13 protein-coding genes, 6 pseudogenes and 1 riboswitch are annotated in these 20,872 nt (G+C 72.4%); of the genes and pseudogenes, 8 read left to right on the top strand and 11 right to left on the bottom strand.

Features of this window, described 5'->3' with window-relative positions; genetic code table 11:
* Positions 1–26: 26 nt before the first annotated feature.
* The gene (ligD, locus tag FU792_RS07090; protein ID WP_149814655.1) at positions 27–1,016 is read right to left on the bottom strand and encodes a non-homologous end-joining DNA ligase; all 990 of its coding nucleotides are present in this window, start codon (positions 1,014–1,016) and stop codon (positions 27–29) included.
* A 214-nt stretch (positions 1,017–1,230) separates the two neighbouring features.
* Here ligD and msrB point away from each other — a divergent pair, with 214 nt between their 5' ends.
* On the top strand, positions 1,231–1,686 hold the full coding sequence (gene msrB, locus FU792_RS07085) for a peptide-methionine (R)-S-oxide reductase MsrB (RefSeq protein ID WP_022923809.1): 456 nt from the start codon (positions 1,231–1,233) through the stop codon (positions 1,684–1,686).
* On the opposite strand, the gene FU792_RS17850 is transcribed toward msrB, so the two are convergent.
* From FU792_RS17850 to hemG, 4 genes and pseudogenes are all read right to left on the bottom strand, one after another.
* Positions 1,614–2,186, bottom strand: a complete 573-nt coding sequence (locus FU792_RS17850) for a hypothetical protein (RefSeq protein WP_238706072.1) — start codon at positions 2,184–2,186, stop codon at positions 1,614–1,616. The two genes, msrB and FU792_RS17850, sit on opposite strands and share 73 nt — an antisense overlap.
* 38 nt (positions 2,187–2,224) lie before the next feature.
* Positions 2,225–2,524 (bottom strand): annotated as a pseudogene (locus FU792_RS19185) (NAD(P)-binding domain-containing protein); the annotation flags it as partial.
* Positions 2,525–2,714: 190 nt separating this feature from the next.
* Positions 2,715–3,428 carry a hydrogen peroxide-dependent heme synthase gene (hemQ, locus tag FU792_RS07075; protein ID WP_022923807.1) on the bottom strand — a complete coding sequence of 238 codons (714 nt, stop codon included), beginning with the start codon at positions 3,426–3,428 and terminating at the stop codon, positions 2,715–2,717.
* A gap of 5 nt (positions 3,429–3,433) precedes the next feature.
* Positions 3,434–4,852, bottom strand: a complete 1,419-nt coding sequence (hemG, locus tag FU792_RS07070; protein WP_022923806.1) for a protoporphyrinogen oxidase — start codon at positions 4,850–4,852, stop codon at positions 3,434–3,436.
* A 163-nt stretch (positions 4,853–5,015) separates the two neighbouring features.
* On the opposite strand from hemG, the gene FU792_RS07065 reads away from it, so the two are divergent.
* A complete protein-coding gene (locus FU792_RS07065; protein WP_022923805.1) occupies positions 5,016–5,984 on the top strand; it encodes a DUF4349 domain-containing protein in 969 nt (322 codons plus the stop codon).
* Positions 5,985–6,058: 74 nt separating this feature from the next.
* Positions 6,059–7,153 carry a uroporphyrinogen decarboxylase gene (hemE, locus tag FU792_RS07060; RefSeq protein ID WP_149814653.1) on the top strand — a complete coding sequence of 365 codons (1,095 nt, stop codon included), beginning with the start codon at positions 6,059–6,061 and terminating at the stop codon, positions 7,151–7,153.
* Positions 7,154–7,214: 61 nt separating this feature from the next.
* Here hemE and FU792_RS07055 read toward each other — a convergent pair whose 3' ends face one another.
* Together FU792_RS07055 and FU792_RS07050 are read right to left on the bottom strand one after the other, a co-directional pair.
* Entirely contained in the window at positions 7,215–8,357 is a 1,143-nt protein-coding gene (locus FU792_RS07055) for an HRDC domain-containing protein (RefSeq protein ID WP_238706071.1), read from the bottom strand.
* Positions 8,358–8,499: 142 nt separating this feature from the next.
* Positions 8,500–9,146: pseudogene (locus FU792_RS07050) on the bottom strand (DUF3000 domain-containing protein).
* Between the two features lie 120 nt (positions 9,147–9,266).
* Here FU792_RS07050 and FU792_RS07045 point away from each other — a divergent pair.
* The 5 genes and pseudogenes from FU792_RS07045 to FU792_RS07025 form a co-directional block, all read left to right on the top strand.
* A pseudogene (locus tag FU792_RS07045) lies at positions 9,267–10,793 on the top strand (helix-turn-helix domain-containing protein).
* Between the two features lies 1 nt (position 10,794).
* Positions 10,795–11,409 (top strand): annotated as a pseudogene (locus tag FU792_RS17015) (spermidine synthase); the annotation flags it as partial.
* Positions 11,410–11,727: 318 nt separating this feature from the next.
* Positions 11,728–12,547, top strand: a pseudogene (locus FU792_RS07035) (HAD-IIA family hydrolase).
* Between the two features lie 35 nt (positions 12,548–12,582).
* Positions 12,583–13,371, top strand: coding sequence for a glycerophosphodiester phosphodiesterase family protein (locus FU792_RS07030; RefSeq protein WP_022923798.1), 789 nt, complete (start codon positions 12,583–12,585; stop codon positions 13,369–13,371).
* Positions 13,372–13,393: 22 nt separating this feature from the next.
* Positions 13,394–13,715: pseudogene (locus FU792_RS07025) on the top strand (YnfA family protein); the annotation flags it as partial.
* A gap of 230 nt (positions 13,716–13,945) precedes the next feature.
* On the opposite strand, the gene FU792_RS07020 reads toward FU792_RS07025, so the two are convergent.
* The 4 genes from FU792_RS07020 to FU792_RS07005 form a co-directional block, all read right to left on the bottom strand.
* Positions 13,946–15,757, bottom strand: coding sequence for an assimilatory sulfite reductase (NADPH) flavoprotein subunit (locus FU792_RS07020; protein ID WP_149814652.1), 1,812 nt, complete (start codon positions 15,755–15,757; stop codon positions 13,946–13,948).
* Between the two features lies 1 nt (position 15,758).
* Complete coding sequence (locus tag FU792_RS07015; RefSeq protein ID WP_022923796.1) at positions 15,759–16,451, bottom strand: phosphoadenylyl-sulfate reductase; 693 nt, start codon at positions 16,449–16,451, stop codon at positions 15,759–15,761.
* A 66-nt stretch (positions 16,452–16,517) separates the two neighbouring features.
* The gene (gene cysI, locus FU792_RS07010; RefSeq protein ID WP_237739981.1) at positions 16,518–18,260 is read right to left on the bottom strand and encodes an assimilatory sulfite reductase (NADPH) hemoprotein subunit; all 1,743 of its coding nucleotides are present in this window, start codon (positions 18,258–18,260) and stop codon (positions 16,518–16,520) included.
* Between the two features lie 190 nt (positions 18,261–18,450).
* The gene (locus FU792_RS07005; protein ID WP_022923794.1) at positions 18,451–20,514 is read right to left on the bottom strand and encodes an NAD(+) synthase; all 2,064 of its coding nucleotides are present in this window, start codon (positions 20,512–20,514) and stop codon (positions 18,451–18,453) included.
* A 180-nt stretch (positions 20,515–20,694) separates the two neighbouring features.
* A riboswitch (cobalamin riboswitch) is annotated at positions 20,695–20,861 on the top strand.
* Positions 20,862–20,872: the final 11 nt, after the last annotated feature.

Below are 20,872 nucleotides of genomic sequence, written 5' to 3'. Positions count from 1 at the left end.
CGTCCACGGCGATCGATCCTCACCCCTCAGGTGCCCTCCACCCGGTTGCCGTCGGCGTCCCAGTGCTCCGCGACCTTCTTGGACGGCTGCACGCGCGGCGGCTCACCCGGCATCTTGGGGTGGTCGGGCGGGAAGTTGAGCTCACCCAGGCCACGCTGCAGGTCGGCCTCCCACAGCGCGTAGGCACCGTCGACCGAGCCCGCCTCCCGATGCAGGCCCGCCCAGGCGTCGCCGTGCTCGGCGAGGAAGTCCGGCACCGTGTGCAGCGTGAGCCCGGCCGGGTCGACATCCCCCAGCTGCTCCCAGGTCAGGGGCACCGACACCGGCGCGCCCGGGAGGATCCGGGTGCTCCAGGCAGCGGCCAGGGTGCGGTCGCGCGTCGCCTGGTTGAAGTCGACGAAGATGCGCTCACCGCGCTCCTCCTTCCACCATGCCGTCGTGACCAGCTCGGGCATCCGTCGCTCCAGCTCGCGGGCGAGGCCGATGACGGCGTGCCGCACCTCCAGGAACTCCAGCCGCGGCTCGATCGCGGCGAAGACGTGGACCCCCCGGTTGCCCGTGGTCTTCACGAAAGGCGTGAGCCCCGCCTCGGTCATCACCTCACGCAGCCCCCGGGCCGCCTCGACGACGTCGGCGAAGCCGCGGCCGGGCTGCGGGTCCAGATCGATGCGGAGCTCGTCGGGATGGTCGTTGTCGCCGCTGCGCACCGGCCACGGGTGCCAGGTCACCGTGCCCATCTGCGCGGTCCACCACAGCGTGGCGAGATCGTCGATCACCAGCTGCGGGTGGCTGCGGCCGGAGGGATAGGTGCACGTCGTGGTCCGCGACCACTCGGGGACCCCCTTGGGCGGGTTCTTGGAGTAGAACTCCTCCCCCTCGATGCCACCGCGGACCCGCTGGAGGGTCACCGGCCGGTCCGCGAGCGCACGCAGCATCGGCTTCGACACCGCCTCGAGGTATGCCGCGAGGTCGGCCTTCGTGATCGCCGCACCCGCCTCCGTGGCCGGCCAGACCACCTTGTCCGGCTCGACAGCCGGACCGCCCGCTCCTCGCCGTCCGGGCCGGGTGCGGTCAGGATCAGGGCGTCGGCAGGCATACCCGCAATGTAGCGGCACGACCCGGCACCGACCGACGGTTCTGGACCTCGGTTCCTGGGGGACGAGCGCCAGGAACCGAAGTCCGGAACGGCAGGTCAGGAAGCAATCGGCGGCGCCGCTCGTTGTCCTGGGCATGAGCCACCACAGCACCCCCGCGACCGACTCCGCCAAGCCCGAGGGCAAGGCCTACGACACCGCCAAGAGCGAGCAGGAGTGGCGCGAGCAGCTCTCCTCCGCGGAGTACGCCGTGCTGCGTGAGGCTGGCACCGAGCGCCCCTTCGTCGGGGAGTACACCAACACCACCACCGAGGGCGTCTACGCCTGCCGCGCCTGCGGCACCGAGCTGTTCCGCAGCGAGACGAAGTTCGAGAGCCACTGCGGCTGGCCGAGCTTCTACTCCCCGCTCGCCGAAGACCGGGTGGAGTACCTCCAGGACGACTCGCTCGGCGCGACGCGCACCGAGGTCCGCTGCGCCTCCTGCGGCTCCCACCTCGGCCACGTCTTCGAGGGCGAGGGCTACGACACCCCCACCGACCAGCGCTTCTGCATCAACAGCATCGCGATGACACTGGAGCCCAAGGCCGGCTGACCGGCCCAGCCAGGAGGCAGCCGCGTCGCCCGGCTACTCCCAGGCGCCGCCGGTCTGGCGACGCAAGACCTCGTCCAGGGCCGCGCGCGTCGCCTCCGGCACCCCGGCCTGCGCCAGGAGCGTCGCCATCTGCTCGTTGCCGCCCCCGGCCGGGGCGTGCTCGCGCCGCAGCTCGGCGAAGTCCGGCTCCGGCTCGACGCCGAGCGGGCCGAGCGCGAGCGCGACGTTCTGCCCAGCAGCGTGCGGGCCCCACCGGCCGGCAGGCCGTGGTCGCGCAGGAAGCCCTCGATCGCGGCGAGGTAGTCGAAGAGCGGGGCCACCGTGCCGAGCGCGGTGAAGATCGCGTCGAACTGCTCGTCGTCCTCCACCGGCAGCACACCGCCGGTGCGCTCGAAGACCGCCACCGCACCAGGCAGTGCCGGGCGCAGCGGCGTGGACCACGACCGGGTCGCGACGCCGACGACCGGCACCGCCCGCCCCACCTCCGTCGCGGGTGCCACCGCCTGGCCAGCGCTGGTGCGGTGAGCCCTGCGACAGCGCTTACCACGGTCTGCTCCGGTCGCCACGTCAGGTCCCCGAGCAGCCCGGCGTCGTCCTGACGCAGGCAGACCAGCACCGTGTCGGCGCCGTCCACCACCGCCTGGTTGTCCGCCGCCACCGTCACGCCGGGGTATGCCGCGGCGAGCCGCGCGCTCGTCCGCTCGCCCCGTGGGGAGAGCAGGATCGGCGGTGCGTCGTCGACGCCCTCGCAGAGCCCTCTGACGATGGCCGCCGCCAGCGAGCCGGTGCCGAGGATGCCGATGGTGGGTGAGTCGGTCGCCGCGGTGGGTTCAGGCATACCGACAGCCTCGCACGCAGCTCCGCCCCACCCGGTGCCGACTCCGCCGCCGCGTCCAGCCGACCTGGGCAAGGTATGCACCGGTGAGCCGTCGAGAGCCGTGCATCAGGTGCGCAACCTTGCTCAGGTCACCGCAGAGACCGAGACGATCCCGAGGCCCTCAATCCGCGGCCGAGGCCCCCGACGACGCTCAGGGCAGCGCGTCGACGATCCGCTCCAGGCTCACGCGCGGGCCGGTGAAGAACGGGATCTCCTCCCGGACGTGCAGGCGCGCCTCGGTGTTGCGCAGCTCCCGCATGAGGTCGACGATCCGGTGCAGCTCGTCGGCCTCGAAGGCGAGCAGGAACTCGTAGTCGCCGAGCGCGAAGCTCGCGAGGGTGTTGGCCAGCACGTCCTTGTAGTCGCGGGCCGCCATCCCGTGCTCGCGCAGCATGCGGGAGCGGTCCTCGGCGTCCATGACGTACCAGTCGTAGGACCGCACGAAGGGGTAGACGCAGATGTAGTCCTTGGGCTCGGCCCCGGAGAGGAAGGCCGGCACGTGGCCGCGGTTGAACTCCGCCGGCCGGTGGATCGCGACGTTGCTCCACACCGGTGCCAGGTGCTGGCCGAGGTCGGTCTGCCGGAACCGCTGGTAGGCCCGCTGGACCGTCTCGACCTGCTCCGCGTGCCACCAGATCATCAGGTCAGCGTCGGCACGCAGGGCGGAGACGTCGTAGACCCCGCGGATCACGAGGCCCTCTTGCTCCAGCTCCTGGAAGAGCCGGTCGAGCTGCGCGACCAGGCTCGCGCGCGCCTTGCCCTGCGGCAGCGGAGCCGCCGAGCGGAAGACCGAGTAGGCGGCATACCGCAGCGAGGCGTTGATCTCCTCGGCCTGGTCGGGGGTGGGGTGGGTGTAGTCGGCCATGCCCCTCATTGTGCGGGGTGCAGCTCCGCCACGGCACGGCGGGCCGAGGCGATGCAGGCGGGCACCCCGACCCCGTCGTAGGTCGCCCCGCACACCGCGATCCCGGGCGCCTGCGCGACCGCGGCGCGCACCTGCGCGACGAGCTCGACGTGCCCGACGGCATACTGCGGCAGCGCACCGCCCCAGCGCTGCACGTGCGCGTCCACCGGGGGCGGGAGGTCTCGACCCAGGACGGCCCGAAGGTCTCCCAGCGCGGCGGCCAGCAGCTCCTCGTCGGGACGCTGGAGCGTCGCCTCTTCGCGGTGCCTGCCCACGGACGTGCGCAGGAACGTGACGTCCTCGCCGTCGGGCCCGGCGCCCCGGCCCAGCTCGCGCACCCAGTCCCACTTCGTGGCGCTGAAGGTCGCCGCCTTGATGGTGCGGCCCTCCACCGGCGGCAGCAGGACCCCGGAGCCGTCGAGCTGCCCCAGCGATGCGGTCGCGAAGGCGAAGGTCAGCACGGCCATCGAGGCTGTCTCCACGCCGACGAGCCGGTCCGCAGCGGCGGGGGACACGTCGCGCAGCAGTCGCGCGGTCGCCGCGGGAGGGGTCGCGAGCACGACCCGGTCGGCCCGGTATGCCGTGGGGTCCGGTCGCGGGCCGGTCACCACCTCGAAGCCACCATCCGGGTGTCGGCGCAGCTCGCGCGCGAGGGTGCCGGTGCGGACATCACCCCCGGCGGCCGTGATGTGCCCGGCCGCGGCGTCCACGAGCCGGTGCAGCCCGCCCCGCACCGTGGCGAAGACCGGTGCCGTGCCCACTGACTGGGTGCCGTCGGTGGGTGCGGGCAGGATCCGGGACGCTGCTTCCTGCAGCCGCTGTCCGTCCTGCGCGGCGCGCAGCAGCGCGGGCAGGGCGGCCCGGGCCGAGATGAGGTCGGCGTGCCCGGCATACACGCCCCCGAGCAACGGCTCGACCAGTCGCTGCGTCACGGCGCCACCCATCCGCCCGCTGACGAGCTCCCCCACGCTCACGTCGTCGGCCTCGACCCGGCCCGCTGGTTCGGCCGCCGCACGGCGGACCTCGTCGCCGGTGAGCAGCCCGGTGAGCGCCCCCGGGTCCGCCGGCACCCCCATGAGGGTGCGCCGCGGCAGCGGGTGGATGCGGCCCCGGCTCCAGACCTGCGCCCCGGCTGAGGTGGGGTGGACGAGCTCGTCGCCCAGTCCGACCTGGTCTGCGAGCTCGACGGCCTCGGGGCGCCGGGCCAGCACGGCCTCGGCGCCGACGTCCACCTCGCACCCGGCGACCCGCGCACCGCTCAGCTTGCCGCCGGGGCGGTCGCTGCCCTCCAGCACGGTGACCCGGGCGGTCGGCTCGCGCTCGAGCACCGCCAGCGCCGCCGTGAGCCCACTGACCCCCCCACCGATGACCAGCCAGGACGTCATACCTCCAGCGTCTCACCCGGGCCGGCGTGACCGACCCGTGACCCCGCCGTCGTCATCGTGACGCGCTCGTGACCGCCGCGGCGGAACGACCCCGCCGGTGGCTCCCGTCGCACCGTCGATCCGCAGGGGGTCGCCGTGCGGGCGTTCGAGGAAAGGCGAGCCGATGGGCACCAGGACGATCGTGGCAGCCGTGGTGGCGGTGCTGCTGGCGCTGCTGACGGGGTGCAGCAGTGCCGACAGCGGCGCGCAGAACGCAGGAGCGGACGCCGCCTCCGGCTATGCCGCCGACGCAGAGGACGGGGCGGAGGGTGACGCCGCGCAGGAGGGTGGCGACGAGGCAGGGAGCCGCGCCGCCGAAGCCGCTGCGGAGATCGGCGAGGGCTCCGTCGCGACGGACGGCGAGGCGCCGCTCATGGTGCGCCGCGTCGAGCTCGAGGTCGTCGTCGAGGCGGTCGACGCCGCCGTGACCCGCGCCCGCGCGACGGTGACGGGCGCCGGGGGCTATGTCTCCTCCGAGGACGTGCGGCCGGGCACCGAGGACCGTGGTGGCTACGGGTCGCTCGTGCTGCGGGTCCCCTCCGCCGAGCTGGACCCGGTGGTGGCGACGCTGGGCGAGCTGGGTCAGGTGCAGTCCTCCAGCAGCAGCGCTGACGACGTGACGACGGAGTACCGCGACGTCGAGGCCCGCATCGCCACGCTCGAGGCCGGGGCCACCCGGCTGCGGGACCTCGTCGAGGAGGCCCCCGACGTCGAGTCGATCGCCAGCCTGGAGCGCGAGCTGTCGACCCGCGAGGCCGAGCTCGATGCGCTCAAGGCGCGGATGCAGGTGCTCGCCGACGACGTCACCCGGTCCACGATCACGCTGCATCTCGCCGAGGCGTCGCAGGACCTCGACGAGGCACGGCCGGACACCGGGTTCGTCGCCGGGCTGCAGCAGGGCTGGGACGCCTTCGCCGCGTCCGTGACGGTGCTGCTGACGCTGCTCGGAGCGCTGCTGCCCTTCCTGGTCGTGCTGGCGCTGATCCTCGTGCCGGTGCTCTGGTGGTGGCGCCGGCGCCATGGTTCGTCGTCCGCCCGCAGCACCGCCCCGGAGACCGAGAGCCCACATGTGTCGCACCACCACGCGGAGTAGCCCACCGAGCGTCGCGAATGGTTGCCCCTGGCCCCACCGAGCGTCGCGAATGGTTGCCCCCGTCCGGATCAGGTATGCCGTGCGAGACTCGTGCGGTGACCTCCCCTGCCTCATCCTCCACCGATCTCACCCCGAGCCCCGCCGACAGCGTGCTGGTGCGCGCCGCGCGGAGGCAGCCGGTCGGGCATACCCCGGTGTGGTTCATGCGTCAGGCCGGGCGGTCCCTGCCGGAGTACCGCGAGGTGCGGCGCGACGTGCCGATGCTCACCGCCTGCCGCACCCCGGAGCTGGTCACCGAGATCACGCTGCAGCCGGTGCGTCGCCATGGCGTCGATGCGGCGATCTTCTTCAGCGACATCGTCGTGCCTCTCATGGCCGTCGGGGTGGACCTCGACATCGTCGCGGGGACCGGCCCGGTCATCGCCGAGCCGATCCGGACCCGTGCCGACCTCGACCGCCTGCCGGAGCTCACTGCGGAGCACCTCCCTGACATCGCGGAATCGGTGCGGCTGCTCGTCGGCGAGCTGGGGCATACGCCTCTGATCGGCTTCGCGGGAGCCCCCTTCACCCTCGCGTCCTACCTCGTCGAGGGCGGACCGTCGAAGAACCACGAGCGGACCAAGGCGCTCATGCACGGCGACCCGCAGCTGTGGAGCGACCTGTGCGCCCGACTCGCACAGATCTCGCGGACCTTCCTCCGGGTCCAGGTCGAGGCCGGAGCGAGCGCGGTGCAGCTCTTCGACTCCTGGGCCGGCCACCTCTCCCGCGCCGACTACCTGCGCCACGTCGAGCCGCACAGCCGGTCCGTGCTGGAGGGGATCGGCGACCTCGGTGTGCCGCGCATCCACTTCGGCGTGGGCACCGGCGAGCTGCTGCCAGCGATGGCGCAGGCGGGGGCCGACGTCATCGGTGTCGACTACCGGGTCAGCCTGTCCGACGGGGCGGCAAGGACCGGTGGACGGTATGCCGTCCAGGGCAACCTCGACCCGGCCCTCCTCTTCGCCCCCTGGGAGGCGCTCGCCGCCCGCGTGCGCGAGATCGTCGACGAGGGGCGAGCGGATGGTGTGCCGGGACACATCTTCAACCTGGGCCACGGAGTCCTGCCCGACACCGACCCGACGGTGCTCACCCGGGTGGTCGAGCTGGTGCACGAGCACTCTGCCCGCTGACGCCGGCAACCATGGGCGGCGCTCGGTGGGGTCGAGGCCAACCATGGGCGGCGCTCGGTGGTCAGGAGGGGTGGGCCTCCAGGGCAGCGAGGAGGATCGGCACCACCAGCTGGCGCTGCCAGGGGCGGGCTCCCAGCTCCGCCGCCGCACGGTCGACCGCGTCCGCCGCATCTCCGTCCCCTGACTCGTCGCCCATCTCCGCGGGAGGCTTCCAGAGGATCCGCCGCACCACGTCCGGCGTCATGAGGTTCTCGACCGGGATCTCGAGCCGCTCGGACAGGTCGGACAGGTCGGCCCGGACCTGCGTGAGGCGTTCGGCGGCGGCCGGCTCCCGCTCGGCCCAGGCTCGGGGCGGCGGCGGGCTGTCGCCGCGCCGCGGCGGCTCGGGCAGGGCGTCGTCGGGTAGGGCGGCGGCGGCCTCGAGCGCGCCCAGCCAGGCACGCTGGTGACGCAGCAAGCCCTGCTCCGCACGTCGCTGCCGGGTCCGCGAGGACTCCTTGCGACCGGAGGCGAGGGCGGCGGCCTGCGTCGGCATCCGGTGGGCCAGGTCGATGAGGGTGCCGTCGGGCAGCACCCGCCCCGGGGGCACGTCGCGCTCCCGGGCGAGGGCGTCCCGGGTCGTCCACAGCTCGCGCAGCGCCGCCAGCGACCGCGGTCGGCGCAGCCGCTGCGCCCCCGTGGTCCGACGCCAGGCGTCCGGCTCGTCCGGCCCGGGCGGCCCGGTGAAGTCGCACAGCGCGGCGAACTCCTGCTCCGCCCAGTCCAGCTTGCCCTGCTCGCGCAGGTCGCGCTCCATCCGGTCACGGAGCTCGACCAGCAGCTCGACGTCGAGGGCCGCGTAGCGCAACCACGGCTCGGGCAACGGCCGGGTGGACCAGTCGACGGCCGAGTGCTCCTTGGCCAGGGTCACGCCGAGGTAGTACTCCAGCACGGCGGACAGCCCGACCCGCGGCAGCCCGGCGAGCCGCGCCCCGAGCTCGGTGTCGAAGAGCGCCCGCGGGCGCATCCCGACCTCCGCCAGGCACGGGATGTCCTGGGTGGCCGCGTGCAGCACCCACTCCGTCCCTGCGAGCGCCCCGTCGACCGCCGTGAGGTCGTCGAAGGCAATGGGGTCGACGAGCCAGGTGCCGGTCCCCTCCCGGCGCAGCTGGATGAGGTAGGCCCTCTGCCCGTAGCGGTAACCGGAGGCCCGCTCCGCGTCCACGGCGACCGACCCCTCCCCCGCCCCAGGGCGGTGATCAGCTGCCGCAGCCCCTCGGCGGTGTCCACCACCGCAGGGATCCCCTCGAGCGGGGTCTCCAGGCGGTCGTAGTCGCCGCTGGGGTCCTCGTCGGTGAGGTCGGGGCTCATCGGTCGCGGCGGACCCCGGTGAGGGCCACCACGCCGTCGGGCAGCGGCGGCAGCCCGGCGAGCGTGCAGAGCAGGTCGCCCCAGGCACCGAGGTGGGCGGCCAGCTCCCGGGCCTCGTCACCGTCGGTGAGGACCGGGGTCCAGGACGCGCGGATCTCGAGCTCGACGGTCGGCTCCCGGTCGGCCAGCGCCCCGAAGCTCTCCGAGGTGACGCAGGTGACCGTGCCGGCGGCGGCGGACCACCCCAGCTGCGCGTCGTCCAACGCGTCGGTGAGCCAGGACCACCCGGCCTGACCGGCCAGCGGGTCGTGCCCGACCTCCGGCTCCATCTGCGCCTTGGCGTAGGTCACCGCCCGCCAGGTGCCCTCCCACGGCTCCGGCCCTCGGGGTCGTGCAGGACGACGAAGCGTCCCGTGGCGATCGGGTCCTCGTCGTCGACCCGGGAGGGGACGACCTCCCCGGACAGCGCGACCGCGTGCGGCGCGAGCCGGGTCGGGGCGGGGACCTCCTCGAGGACCAGCTCGGGGCGGACCTGGGCCGCGCGTATGCCCTGCAGGCCCCGGGAGAAGACGCCCGGCTCGGGCGCACCCTGGCCGGCCGCGGGACGCTGCCGCGGACGCTGGTCGGAGATCCGGCTCACCACACCCCCAGGGTAGGACGCGCCGGCCGGTCCCGGCAGGAGCGCAACGCCGCGACCGCGGTGGTTCCGGCACCGACCCCACCCGTCCAGGCATATCTCATATATGTGATCTACAGTGGCCGGATGACCGAGAGCTACCTCTCCCGCATCGGCGGGCTCATCCGTGACGCCCGCCGCCACAAGGACCTCACGCAGGCCGAGCTGGCCGACCTGCTCAGCACCAGCCAGAGCGCCGTCGCGCGCATCGAGCAGGGCAAGCAGAACCTCTCCCTGGAGATGATCGCCCGCATCGGCGAGAAGCTGGACTCCGAGATCGTCCAGGTCTCCTCCGGCATCCCGCAGAACCTGCGCATCGAGGGCGGCGTCAAGCTGTTCCGGCGGCATCGACGTCCGCACCTCCAAGAACGCCGCGGTGGCGCTGCTGTGCGCCTCGCTGCTCAACAAGGGCCGCACGACGCTGCGCACCTCGCACGGATCGAGGAGGTCAACCGGATCACCGAGGTGCTCACCAGCATCGCTACAAGATCCGTTGGCTCCCGGACTCCTCCGACCTGGAGATCGTGCCGCCGGAGAAGATCGACCTCGACTCGATGGACGAGGCCGCGGCGCGCGCACCCGGACGATCATCATGTTCCTCGCCCGCTCATGCACGAGTTCGACACCTTCGAGCTGCCGTATGCCGGGGGCTGCGACCTCGGCACCCGCACCGTCGAGCCGCACATGATCGCGCTGCGGCACTTCGGTCTGGACGTCACCGCCACCACCGGCAGCTACCACGCCACCGTGGACGACGCGGTGTCCCCGACCCGGCCGATCGTGCTCACCGAGCGCGGCGACACGGTCACCGAGAACGTCCTGCTGGCCGCTGCGCGGCACACCGGCACGACGGTCATCCGCAACGCCAGCTCCAACTACATGGTCCAGGACCTGTGCGTCTTCCTGCAGCAGCTCGGGGTGAGCATCGAGGGCCTGGGCACCACGACGCTGACCGTGACCGGGGTCGAGGAGATCGACAGCGACATCGAGTACGCCCCCTCCGAGGACCCCATCGAGGCGATGAGCCTGCTGGCGGCCGCGGTCGTCACCGGCAGCGAGATCACCGTCCGCCGGGTGCCGATCGAGTTCATGGAGATCGAGCTGGCCGTGCTGGGGACGATGGGCTTCGAGTGCCACCTGTCGGAGGAGTACGCCAGCGCGAACGGGCATACCCGGCTCGTGGACCTGACCACCAAGCCGGGTCCGCTCAAGGCACCGCTGGACAAGATCCACCCGCTGCCCTTCCCCGGCCTCAACATCGACAACCTGCCGTTCTTCGCGATCATCGCGGCCTGCGCGGAGGGGTCCACGCTCATCCACGACTGGGTCTACGAGAACCGTGCGATCTACCTCACCGAGCTCACCACCCTCGGCGCCAAGGTGCACCTCATGGACCCGCACCGGGTGATGATCGAGGGGCCGACCAAGTGGCGCGCGGGCGAGATCATGTGCCCACCGGCGCTGCGTCCCGGCGTGGTCATCCTGCTGGCGATGCTCGCGGCGCCGGGCACCTCGGTGCTGCGCAACGTCTACGTCATCAACCGCGGCTACGAGGACCTCGCGACCCGGCTCAACGCGCTCGGGGCGCAGATCCAGACCTTCCGCGACATCTGAGGTGGAGATCGTCCGGGACGAGCGGGGCGGCGCCACGGTCCTCCGTGACGGCCACCCTCAGTCCTACGTCGACCTCGACGACCCCGAGCTCCTCGTCTTCGAGTACGTCGAGCACCTGGCCCTCGTCCTGCGCGCGCTGCGACCCGACCCGGCGCCGCTCGCGGTGACGCACGTCGGCGGCGCCGGTATGACCCTGGCCCGCTGGGTGCACCGCACCCACCCGGGGTCCCCGCAGATCGTGCTGGAGCCGGACGCCGCGCTCACCGAGCTGGTCCGTCGCGAGCTGCCGCTGCCGCGCGGCCACCGCATCCGGGTGCGGCCGCAGACCGGGCAGGAGGGGATCGGCGGGCTGCGCGACGGCTCGGCCGACGTGGTCGTGGTCGACGCCTTCGACGAGGGCCGGGTGCCGGGCGCGCTCGCGGGAGGGTCGTTCGCCGCGGAGCTGGCACGCGTGCTCGCGCCGGAGGGTCTCGTCCTCGTCAACGGGGCCGACCTGCCCGGGCTGAGGTGGGTCGCCCGCCTGGGCGCCACGCTGCGCCAGTCGCTGCCGCACGTGGGCCAGCTGGTGTCTGCGCGAGGTGTCGCCACCGGCAAGCGCTACGGCAACGTCGTGCTCGTCGCCTCGGCGAGACCGCTGGACGACGTGACGCTCACCCGGGAGGCGGCGCGGGCGACCTTCCCCACCCGCTGGCGACCCAGCGCCGAGGTGGCGCGCTCCGAGCGCGGGGTCCAGCCCTTCGGCGAGACCGGCGTACCCTCACCCCCTCCCCGGACTCGGGCCCGCTGCGGCTGCGCTGACGGTGAGGATGCTGGGCTGGGAGCCCAGAAGTTCGCGACTGCACCGGGTATGTCGTGGAATCGCCCTGCCGGGCGACATCACCGCTGCAGTCGCGCACCGTCGGACGCCGGGCTCCTGCGGCCCTACGCTGAGACCATGCGCAACCGTGAGGACGTCGAGGCCTGGCTGACCGACATGGACGGCGTCCTGGTGCACGAGAACCGCGCGCTGCCCGGCGCGCGCGACCTCATCGACCACTGGGAGACGACCCACCACCCCCTACCTCGTCCTCACCAACAACTCCATCTTCACCGCGCGCGACCTCGCCGCGCGGCTGCACCACTCCGGCCTGCCCGTGCCCGAGGAGCGCATCTGGACCAGCGCCCTGGCGACGGCCGACTTCCTCGCCACGCAGAAGCCCGGCGGGTCCGCCTACGTCGTCGGGCAGGCCGGCATCATCACCGCTCTGCACGAGGCCGGCTTCACGATGACCGAGACGGACCCCGACTTCGTCGTCATCGGCGAGACCCGGCAGTACTCCTTCGAGGCCATCACCACCGCGGTCCGGCTCGTCGCCGCCGGCGCCCGGTTCATCGCCACCAACCCGGACGCGACCGGGCCCAGCGCGGACGGGATCCTGCCGGCGACGGGGGCGATCAGCGCGCTGGTCACCAAGGCCACCGGCCGGGAGCCCTACGTCGTGGGCAAGCCCAACCCGATGATGTTCCGCTCGGCGCTCAACACCATCGGGGCGCACAGCGAGAGCACCGGCATGATCGGCGACCGCATGGACACCGACATCGTGGCGGGCATGGAGGCAGGGCTGCACACCGTCCTCGTCACGACCGGCATCAGCAGCCTCGACACCCTCGCCTCCTACCCGTTTCGGCCGGACGAGGTGCTGGGCGGCGTGGGCGAGCTCGTGCCGTCGGGTCCGGTCGCCTCCGAGATCGAGCCGCCGCGCAGCGGCGTGTGACCGGGGGCCGGCTGCCCGGCGGATACCCTCGGAGGGTGCGCACGGCCTACCTGGACCACCCCGGCCCGATCCCGATGGCCCACCGTGGCTTCGACCCCGCCGCGGCCGGGCTGGAGAACTCCATGGCCGCCTTCCAGGCGGCGGTCGACCTCGGCTACCGCTACGTCGAGACCGACGTCCACGCGACGCGGGACGGCGTCGTCGTCGCCTTCCACGACGAGACGCTCGACCGGGTCACCGACCGGCGCGGCGCGATCCCGGAGCTGTCCTGGCGCGAGGTGGCGCGGGCCCGCATCTCCGGGCAGGAGCCGGTCCCCCGGCTCGAGGACCTGCTCGGGAGCTTCCCCGAGCTGCGCGTCAACATCGACATCAAGACCCCGGGCGCGATCGTGCCCCTGGTCCGGGTCATCGAGCGGATGCGCGCGCACGAGCGGGTCTGCGTGACCAGCTTCTCCGAGCAGCGCCGGGACGCCGCCGTCATGCGGCTCACCCGCCCCGTCGCGACCTCGGCGGGGCAGCGCAGCACCGCCTCGTTCCGGGCCGCCGCCGAGCTGCCGCCCCTCATCCGCGCCTCGGTCGCCGCGCGGGCCCTGCGCTCGGTCGACGCGCTGCAGGTGCCGCCGCAGCACCACGGCATCGAGGTCGTGACCCCGAAGGCGCTCGCGGCGGCGCACGAGATCGGCAAGTCCGTGCACGTCTGGACGATCGACGACCCGGTCGAGATGCACCGCCTGCTCGACCTCGGTGTCGACGGGATCATGACCGACCGGGCCGACGTCCTCAAGGACGTGCTCACGCAGCGCGGCCAGTGGGTCGCGGCCTGATGCGGGCCCAGGAGGTCACCCGATGATCGTGCTCCGGTCCCTCGTCCTCTTCGCGCTCGCGGCGCTCTTCGAGATCGGCGGCGCCTGGCTGGTGTGGCAGGGGGTGCGCGAGCACAAGGGGTGGGTCTGGATCGGTGCCGGGGTCATCGCCCTCGGCCTCTACGGCTTCTTGTGACGCTGCAGCCCGATGCCCAATTCGGCCGCATCCTCGCGGCCTACGGCGGGGTCTCGTCGCCGGGTCCCTCGCCTGGGGCATGGCCGTCGACGGCTTCGTGCCCGACCGGTGGGACGTGACCGGCGCCCTCGTCTGCCTCGCCGGCGTCGCGATCATCATGTATGCCCCCGCGGCCGGCCTGAGGACCTGCCGCGCGGCGTCGCGGCTGCCTTCGCCCAACGATCCCTCGCCGGCCCCCTTCACCCCACCAGTCACGACCTGCCGGGAAATCCTGATCCGCGCAGGCCATAGCGTGGGCAGATCGGCATTTCCTGGCATCGAGGGACGAGTGGGGCGCCTGGGGTTGGAGGGGTGCGCACAGACCCGCGGCCGGCCTGACCGGGCGCCCGGCGGACCTGATCAGTAGACGTCCCGCTGGTAGCGCTTGCCGTCCCGCAGCGCGGCCAGGTAGTCCTCGGCCGCCTCGGCGTCCATCCGTCCGTGCTCGGCGACCACCTCGACGAGGGCGGCGTGCACGTCCTTGGCCATCCGGGTGGCGTCGCCGCAGACGTAGAGGTGCGCCCCGCGCTCCAGCCAGTCGAAGACCTCGGCCCCGTGCTGGGAGATCCGGTGCTGGACATACACCTTCTCCGCCTGGTCCCGGCTGAAGGCGACGTCCATCCGGGTCAGCAGCCCGGACCTGAGGTAGGCCTGCATCTCGACCTGGTAGAGAAAGTCCTGGGTGAAGTGCGGGTTGCCGAAGATCAACCAGTTGTCGCCGTCGGCGCCCTGCGCCTCGCGCTCCTGCAGGAAGGCACGGAACGGCGCGATGCCGGTGCCGGGGCCGATCATGATGGTCGGGACCGAGGGGTCCTGCGGGAGCCGGAAGTGGTCCCCGGGCTCCACGTAGACCCGCACCTCCTCGCCCTCCTGGGCCCGTCGCACGTGCCCGGAGCACCCGCCGAGGTGGGCCCGCCCGAAGCCGTGCCACTCGACGACGCCGACGGTGAGGTGCACCTCGTCCTCGACCTCGCTCTGGCTGGAGGCGATGGAGTAGAGCCGCGGCTGCATCTTGCGCAGCGAGTCGACGAGCTGCTGGGCGGTGATCCGGGCGGGGTGCTCGTGCACGACGTCGTAGATCTGCCGCTGCTCGAGGAAGGACCGCAGCGCCGGCTTGTCCTCGACCAGCGCGGCCAGCGCCTCGACCGGCTCGGCCGCGGCGCCGACGTACTTCTCCACGAAACCGGGGTAGGACTGGGTGAGCTCCAGGTCCTCGGTCAGGGTGGCGCGCAGCGTCTTGGTCTGCTCCCCGAGGGTCACCTCCGCTCCCCCGTCCAGGCCGAGCGCGTCCAGCATGGCCTGGACCGCCTCGGTGTCGTTGTGGAAGAAGACGCCGAGCGAGTCGCCCGGCCGGTAGGTCAGCCCGGAACCCTCGAGCGAGATCTCCACGTGCCGGACGTCCTTGGTGCTGTCCCGGCCGGTGATCTTCTGCACCTCGGAGATCTCCGCGGTGAACGGGTTCCGCTTGGAGTATGCCGTCGGCGCGGCCGCCGAGAGCCCGGGCATCTGCACCACGGTCCCGCCGGCGGGGGTCACCGCCGTCAGCTCGGGCTCGAAGACGTCCAGGGTCGTCTCGATCCAGCCCGGGACCTGGTCCTCGTAGTCGACGTCCAGCAGCAGCCGGTCGGCGACGACCTGGGCCCCCAGCGCGCGGAGCCGGTCCTCGAAGTCCACCGCGGCCTGGCAGTAGAACTCGTAGCTGGAGTCGCCGAGCCCGAGACACACGCTGACCTGGGTCCCGGCGAGGTCGGGCGCCTTCTTGGAGGCCAGGAAGGCGTGCATCTTCTCCGCCGTCTCCGGGGGATCCCCCTCGCCCTGGGTCGACACGACGACGGTGAGGAACTTCTCGTGCTTGAGCTGGGTGGGCTTGAAGTCGGCCATGTCGGTCAGCGCGACGGTGAGGCCGCGGGCCGAGGCCGCCGAGGCCAGCTCTGCCGCGACGTGCTTGGCGTTGCCGGTCTGCGAGCCGTAGAGCACGGTGAGGGTGGCCGGCTCGGCGGCGGCGGCCGGGGCGGCCCCGGCGGGCGCCCCGGTCTCGGCGCTGCCGGCGAGGTAGCCGCTGAGCCAGACCTTCTGCATGGGCGACAGCGAGGCCGCGAGCTCGAAGAACCGCTGGTGCTGGTCGGGCGAGAGCGGGCTCGCGCCCTGGGGGACGGTGCTGGTGATCGTCATGTCAGCCCTGCTCCACGTGCAGACCGCACTCGCGGACGAGCCCGAAGAAGCGGGTGCCCTCCTCATCCAGCTCGTCCTGCGCCCGGCGGGTGGTGTGCGTGTCACCGATGCTGAGGTAGCCCTCGTGGAAGAGGGGGTGGTAGGGCAGGTCGTGCTCGGTGAGGTAGCGGTGCACGTCGCGGCTGCTCCAGTCGACGATGGGGTGCACCTTGGCCCGGCCGTTCTGCAGCTCGACGGTCTGCCGGTCGGCCCGGCCGTCGGACTGCTCGCGGCGCAGCCCGCTGAACCAGGTGTTGATGCCGAGCTCGTTCATGGCGCGCTGCATCGGCTCGACCTTGTTGATCCGGTTGTACTCCGTGATCCCGTCGACGCCCTGCTCCCAGAGCCGGCCGAACCTCGCCTCCTGCCACGCGGGCGACATCGGGGAGCGGTAGACGTGCAGGTTGAGGCCCAGACGGTCGGTCAGCTCGTCGACGAAGCGGTAGGTCTCCGGGAAGAGGTAGCCGGTGTCGAAGAGCAGGACCGGGATGTCCGGGACCCGGCGGGTCACGAGGTGGAGCATGACCGCGGACTGGACGCCGAAGCTGGAGGTGACGGCATACCCGCCGGGGAGGTGGTCCATCGCCCAGTCGACGCGCTGCTGGGCGCTGCGGCCGCCGAGCCGGAGCGCCGCGGCGTCCAGGTCGTGCGGCATGAGCGGGGCGGGGCGCAGCAGTCGTCGTTCCTGGCCAGAGCCGTCATGATTCGTCCTCTCGGCTGGTCATGCATGGAAGTCGGTGCGGGAGACGATGACCTCGGCCACGACGCCCGTGCGGATGAGGAAGTCGCCGAAGCCCTCGCCCTCCTCGCGCCCGGAGACCCAGGACCCGATGAGGTGGTCGAGCTCGTCGAGGATGGCCTCGGCGCTGATGTTCTCGCGGTAGAGCTTGGGCACCCGGGTCCCGATCCGGTTGCCGCCGAGGTGCAGGTTGTACTTCCCCGGGCCCTTGCCGACCAGACCCACCTCGGCGAGCATGGCGCGGGAGCAGCCGTTGGGGCAGCCGGAGACCCGGAGCACGATGTGGTCCTCGGGTATGCCGTGCTTGTCCAGGAGCCCCTCGACCTGCCGCACGAAGCCGGGCAGGAAGCGCTCGGACTCGGCCATCGCCAGCGGGCAGGTGGGGAAGGACACGCAGGCCATCGAGCTGCGCATCTGCGGCGTGGTGGTGTCGTCGACGAGGCCGTGCTCGCGGGCGAGGCGGTCGATCACCCGCTTCTGCCGCGGGGGCACGCCGGCGATGATGAGGTTCTGGTGGGCGGTCAGCCGGAAGTGGCCCTGGTGGACCTCGGCGATCCGTCGCAGCCCGGTCTTGATCGGGGCCTCGGGACGGTCCTTGATGCGGCCGTTGAGGATGAAGACCGTCAGGTGCCAGTTGCCGTCGTGCCCCTTGACCCAGCCGAAGCGGTCGCCGCGGGAGGTGAACTCGTACGGCCGGGAGGGCTCGAAGGTGACGCCGGCGCGGCGCTCGACCTCGGCCTTGAAGACGTCGGTCCCGACGCGGTCGAGGGTGTACTTCGTCTTGGCGTTCTTGCGGTCGGTGCGGTTGCCCCAGTCGCGCTGGACGGTGACGACGTGCTCGGCGACCGCGAGGGTGTGCTCCAGCGGGACGAAGCCCAGGTCGTCGGCCTTGCGCGGGTAGGTCGCGGTGTCCCCGTGGGTCATCGCCAGCCCGCCGCCGACCAGGACGTTCCACCCGACGAGCTCGCCGTCCTCGACGATCCCGACGAAGTTGAGGTCGTTGGCGTGGACGTCGACCTCGTTGTTGGGGGGCAGCGAGACGGTGGTCTTGAACTTGCGCGGCAGGTAGGTGCTCCCGAGGATCGGCTCCTCGGTGCTCTTCGCCTTCTCCCCGTCGAGGAAGATCTCCATGTAGGCCCGGGTGCGCGGCAGCAGGTGCTCGGAGATGCGCGCGGCCCAGTCGTAGACCTCCGCGTGCAGCGCGGACTCCAGCGGGTTGCTGGAGCACAGGACGTTGCGGTTGACGTCGCCGGCGGTGGCGATCGAGTCGATGCCCGCGGCGTTGATCGCCTGGTGGGTGTCCTTGATGTCCGGCTTGAGCACGCCGTGGTACTGGAACGTCTGCCGCGTGGTCAGCCGCACCGAGCCGTACATCGTGTGCTGCTGCGCCCAGTCCTCGACGACGAGCCACTGTTCGGGGGTGATGACCCCGCCGGGCATCCGGGCCCGGAGCATGACGTTGATCAGCGGCTCGAGCTTCTGCTGCGAGCGCTCGGACCGCAGGTCACGGTCGTCCTGCTGGTACATCCCGTGGAACCGGATGAGCTGGAAGTTGTCCGGCCCGAAGCCACCGGTGATCTGGTCGCGCAGGTCCTCCGCGATCGTGCCGCGGAGGTAGTCGCTCTCGCGCTTGAGGCGCTCGTTGTCGGACAGCGGCCCCTCGACGATCAGCGGGGCGTCCTGCTGGCTCTGCGGCATGGGGTGCGTGGCTTTCGGTCGGGTCACGATGCGAGCAGGCACCCGGGTCGGTGTGCCTGCTCATCGGTAAGCGAGGATTATGCCTAACCTTATTCCCCGGCATGGATGATGCGTCAAACCGCCACGCCCGACCGGCGCGGCTGCGGGCATACCGACCGGCGACCGCACGGTATGCGGGCACGGACGCTGCGTGCGGAGGGATCCTGCTGGGCGCGCGTCAGCCGCGCGGGACGTGCCGCTCGAGCTCCTCCAGCCAGACCCGGGCGTTCGCGTCGGACGGGGCGCGCCAGTCGCCCCGGGGCGAGAGCGCGCCCGCCGAGGACACCTTGGGCCCGTTGGGCAGCGCCGAGCGCTTGAACTGGCTGAACGCGAAGAACCGCTCGACGAAGAGGACCAGCCAGCGCCGGATGGTGGGCAGGTCGTAGGCGTTGCGACCCTCCTCCGGGAAGCCGGGCGGCCACGGGCCGCGCTCCGCGTCGCGCCAGGCGTGCCAGGCGAGGAAGGCGATCCGGCTGGGCGGCATACCGAAGCGGATGACGTGGTGCAGGGTGAAGTCCTGCAGCTCGTAGGGCCCGATCTTCTCCTGCGTGGACTGGACCGCACCGTCCTCGCCGGCGGGCACGAGCTCCGGGGTGATCTCGGTGTCGAGGATCGAGGTGAGCACGCGCCCGGTCACCTCGTCGAACATCTGCTCCTCGACGACCCAGCGGATGACGTGCTGGATGAGCGTCTTGGCGAGCCCGGAGTTGACGGTGTAGTGCGACATCTGGTCGCCGACGCCGTAGGTGCACCAGCCGAGCGCGAGCTCGGAGAGATCGCCGGTGCCGAGCACGATGCCGCCGCGCTGGTTGGCCGCGCGGAAGAGGAAGTCGGTGCGCAGGCCCGCCTGGACGTTCTCGAAGGTGACGTCGTAGACCGGCTCGCCGTCGGCGAAGGGGTGGCCCAGGTCCTCGAGCATCTGGCGCGCCATCGGCCGGATGTCGATCTCCTCGAAGGTCACGCCGAGCGAGGTCGCGAGCTCGGTCGCGTTGTCCTTGGTGTGGTCGCTCGTCGCGAAGCCGGGCATCGTGAAGGCCAGGATGTCGCTGCGCGGGCGCCCGGCGCGGTCCATCGCCCGGGCCGCGACGATGAGGGCGTGGGTGGAGTCCAGGCCGCCGGAGACCCCGATGACGACCTTCGGGTCGCCGATGGCGCCGAGGCGTTGCGCCAGCGCGGTGACCTGGATGCTGAAGGTCTCGTAGCAGTCCTGCGCGAGGTCGGCGGGGTCGTCCGGGACGAAGGGGAAGCGGTCGACGGTGCGGCGCAGCCCGATGTCGGTATGCGGTGGGTCGAGCACGAGGTCGACGGTGCGGAAGCGGGTGACCCGGTCGCCGAGGGCGAGCGCGTTGTCGTCGAAGCTGCCCTGCCGGGCCCGGTCGGCCCGGATCCGCACGAGGTCGACGTCGGCGACGCTGCGGTGCGGGCCCTGCGCGAAGCGCTCGGACTCGACGAGCAGCCGGCCCAGCTCGTGCACCATCGTCTGCCCGTCCCAGGACAGGTCGGTCGAGGACTCCCCCTCCCCCGCCGCCGCGTAGGCGTAGGCGCAGAGCAGGCGGGAGCTGGCCTGCGCCGCGAGCGCGTGCCGCTCCGCCGACCTGCCGACCGTGATCGGGCTGCCCGAGAGGTTGGCGACCACCGTCGCGCCGGCGAGGGCGGCCTCGGAGGACGGCGCGACCGGCACCCAGAGGTCCTCGCAGACCTCGGCGTGCAGGACCAGCCCGGGCAGGTCCACCGCCCGGAAGAGGAGGTCCGGGCCGAAGGGCACCTCCACCGCGTCCGCGTGGCTCGCGCGCGGCAGCCGGATGGTCTGGCCGTCGGTCCCGGCTCCCGCAGCGAAGTGCCGCTTCTCGTAGAACTCGCGGTAGTTCGGCAGGTAGGACTTCGGCGCCACGCCGAGGATGGCACCACGGTGGATCACCACCGCGCAGTTGTAGAGCCGGTTGCGGTGCCGCAGCGGCGCCCCGACCACCACGACCGGCAGCAGGTCGCGGCTCGCCTCGACCACCGACCACAGCGCGTCGACCGTGGCGTCCAGGACGGCGTCCTGCAGGAGCAGGTCGTCGATGGCATACCCGGTCAGCCCGAGCTCGGGGAAGACCGCGACCGCGACCCCCTCGGCGTCGCACTCGCGCAGCTGGGCGACGGTGCGCTCGGCGTTGGTGGCCGGGTCGGCGAGCGCCACCGGCAGGGTGCAGGCGGCGATGCGGGCGAAGCCCTGGTCGTAGGCGCTGTAGAACTCCACGCAGGTCAGTGTGTCAGGAGCGCCGCGGGCCACCACCAGCAGCGCTCGGTGGGGCAGAGGGCCACCACACGCGCCGCTCGGTGGGATTCACAAGATGTGGGGTTACATCCGTGTCATTCTTCTGTATATAGTGGCGCACGCAGCTGGTTCGGCTGCGGTCCACGGGGCTCCCGTGGGTCGTGGTCGTCGCAAGAGGGAACCCGGTGAGAACCCGGGACTGCCCCGCAGCGGTGAACAGGAACGACCGTCGCATCCAGGCACTGCGCCCCTGAGGGCGTGGGAAGCCGCGACCAGTAGGACCGGGAGGCGAGAGCCGACCGGGCGCCCGTGAGTCCGAAGACCTGCCAGTGCACGGGCG

The sequence above is a fragment of the Serinicoccus marinus DSM 15273 genome (assembly GCF_008386315.1).
GTDB classification, from domain to species: domain Bacteria; phylum Actinomycetota; class Actinomycetes; order Actinomycetales; family Dermatophilaceae; genus Ornithinicoccus; species Ornithinicoccus marinus.
This window is presented reverse-complemented; position numbering and strand designations above follow the sequence as displayed.

Bases quoted from the DNA above. Each gene is read 5' to 3' on its own strand.
- msrB (WP_022923809.1), top strand. From the start codon at position 1,231: ATGAGCCACCACAGCACCCCCGCGACCGACTCCGCCAAGCCCGAGGGC.
- hemQ (WP_022923807.1), bottom strand. From the start codon at position 3,428: ATGGCCGACTACACCCACCCCACCCCCGACCAGGCCGAGGAGATCAAC.
- hemG (WP_022923806.1), bottom strand. From the start codon at position 4,852: ATGACGTCCTGGCTGGTCATCGGTGGGGGGGTCAGTGGGCTCACGGCG.
- FU792_RS07065 (WP_022923805.1), top strand. From the start codon at position 5,016: ATGGGCACCAGGACGATCGTGGCAGCCGTGGTGGCGGTGCTGCTGGCG.
- hemE (WP_149814653.1), top strand. From the start codon at position 6,059: ATGCCGTGCGAGACTCGTGCGGTGACCTCCCCTGCCTCATCCTCCACC.
- FU792_RS07020 (WP_149814652.1), bottom strand. From the start codon at position 15,757: ATGACGATCACCAGCACCGTCCCCCAGGGCGCGAGCCCGCTCTCGCCC.
- FU792_RS07015 (WP_022923796.1), bottom strand. From the start codon at position 16,451: ATGCCGCACGACCTGGACGCCGCGGCGCTCCGGCTCGGCGGCCGCAGC.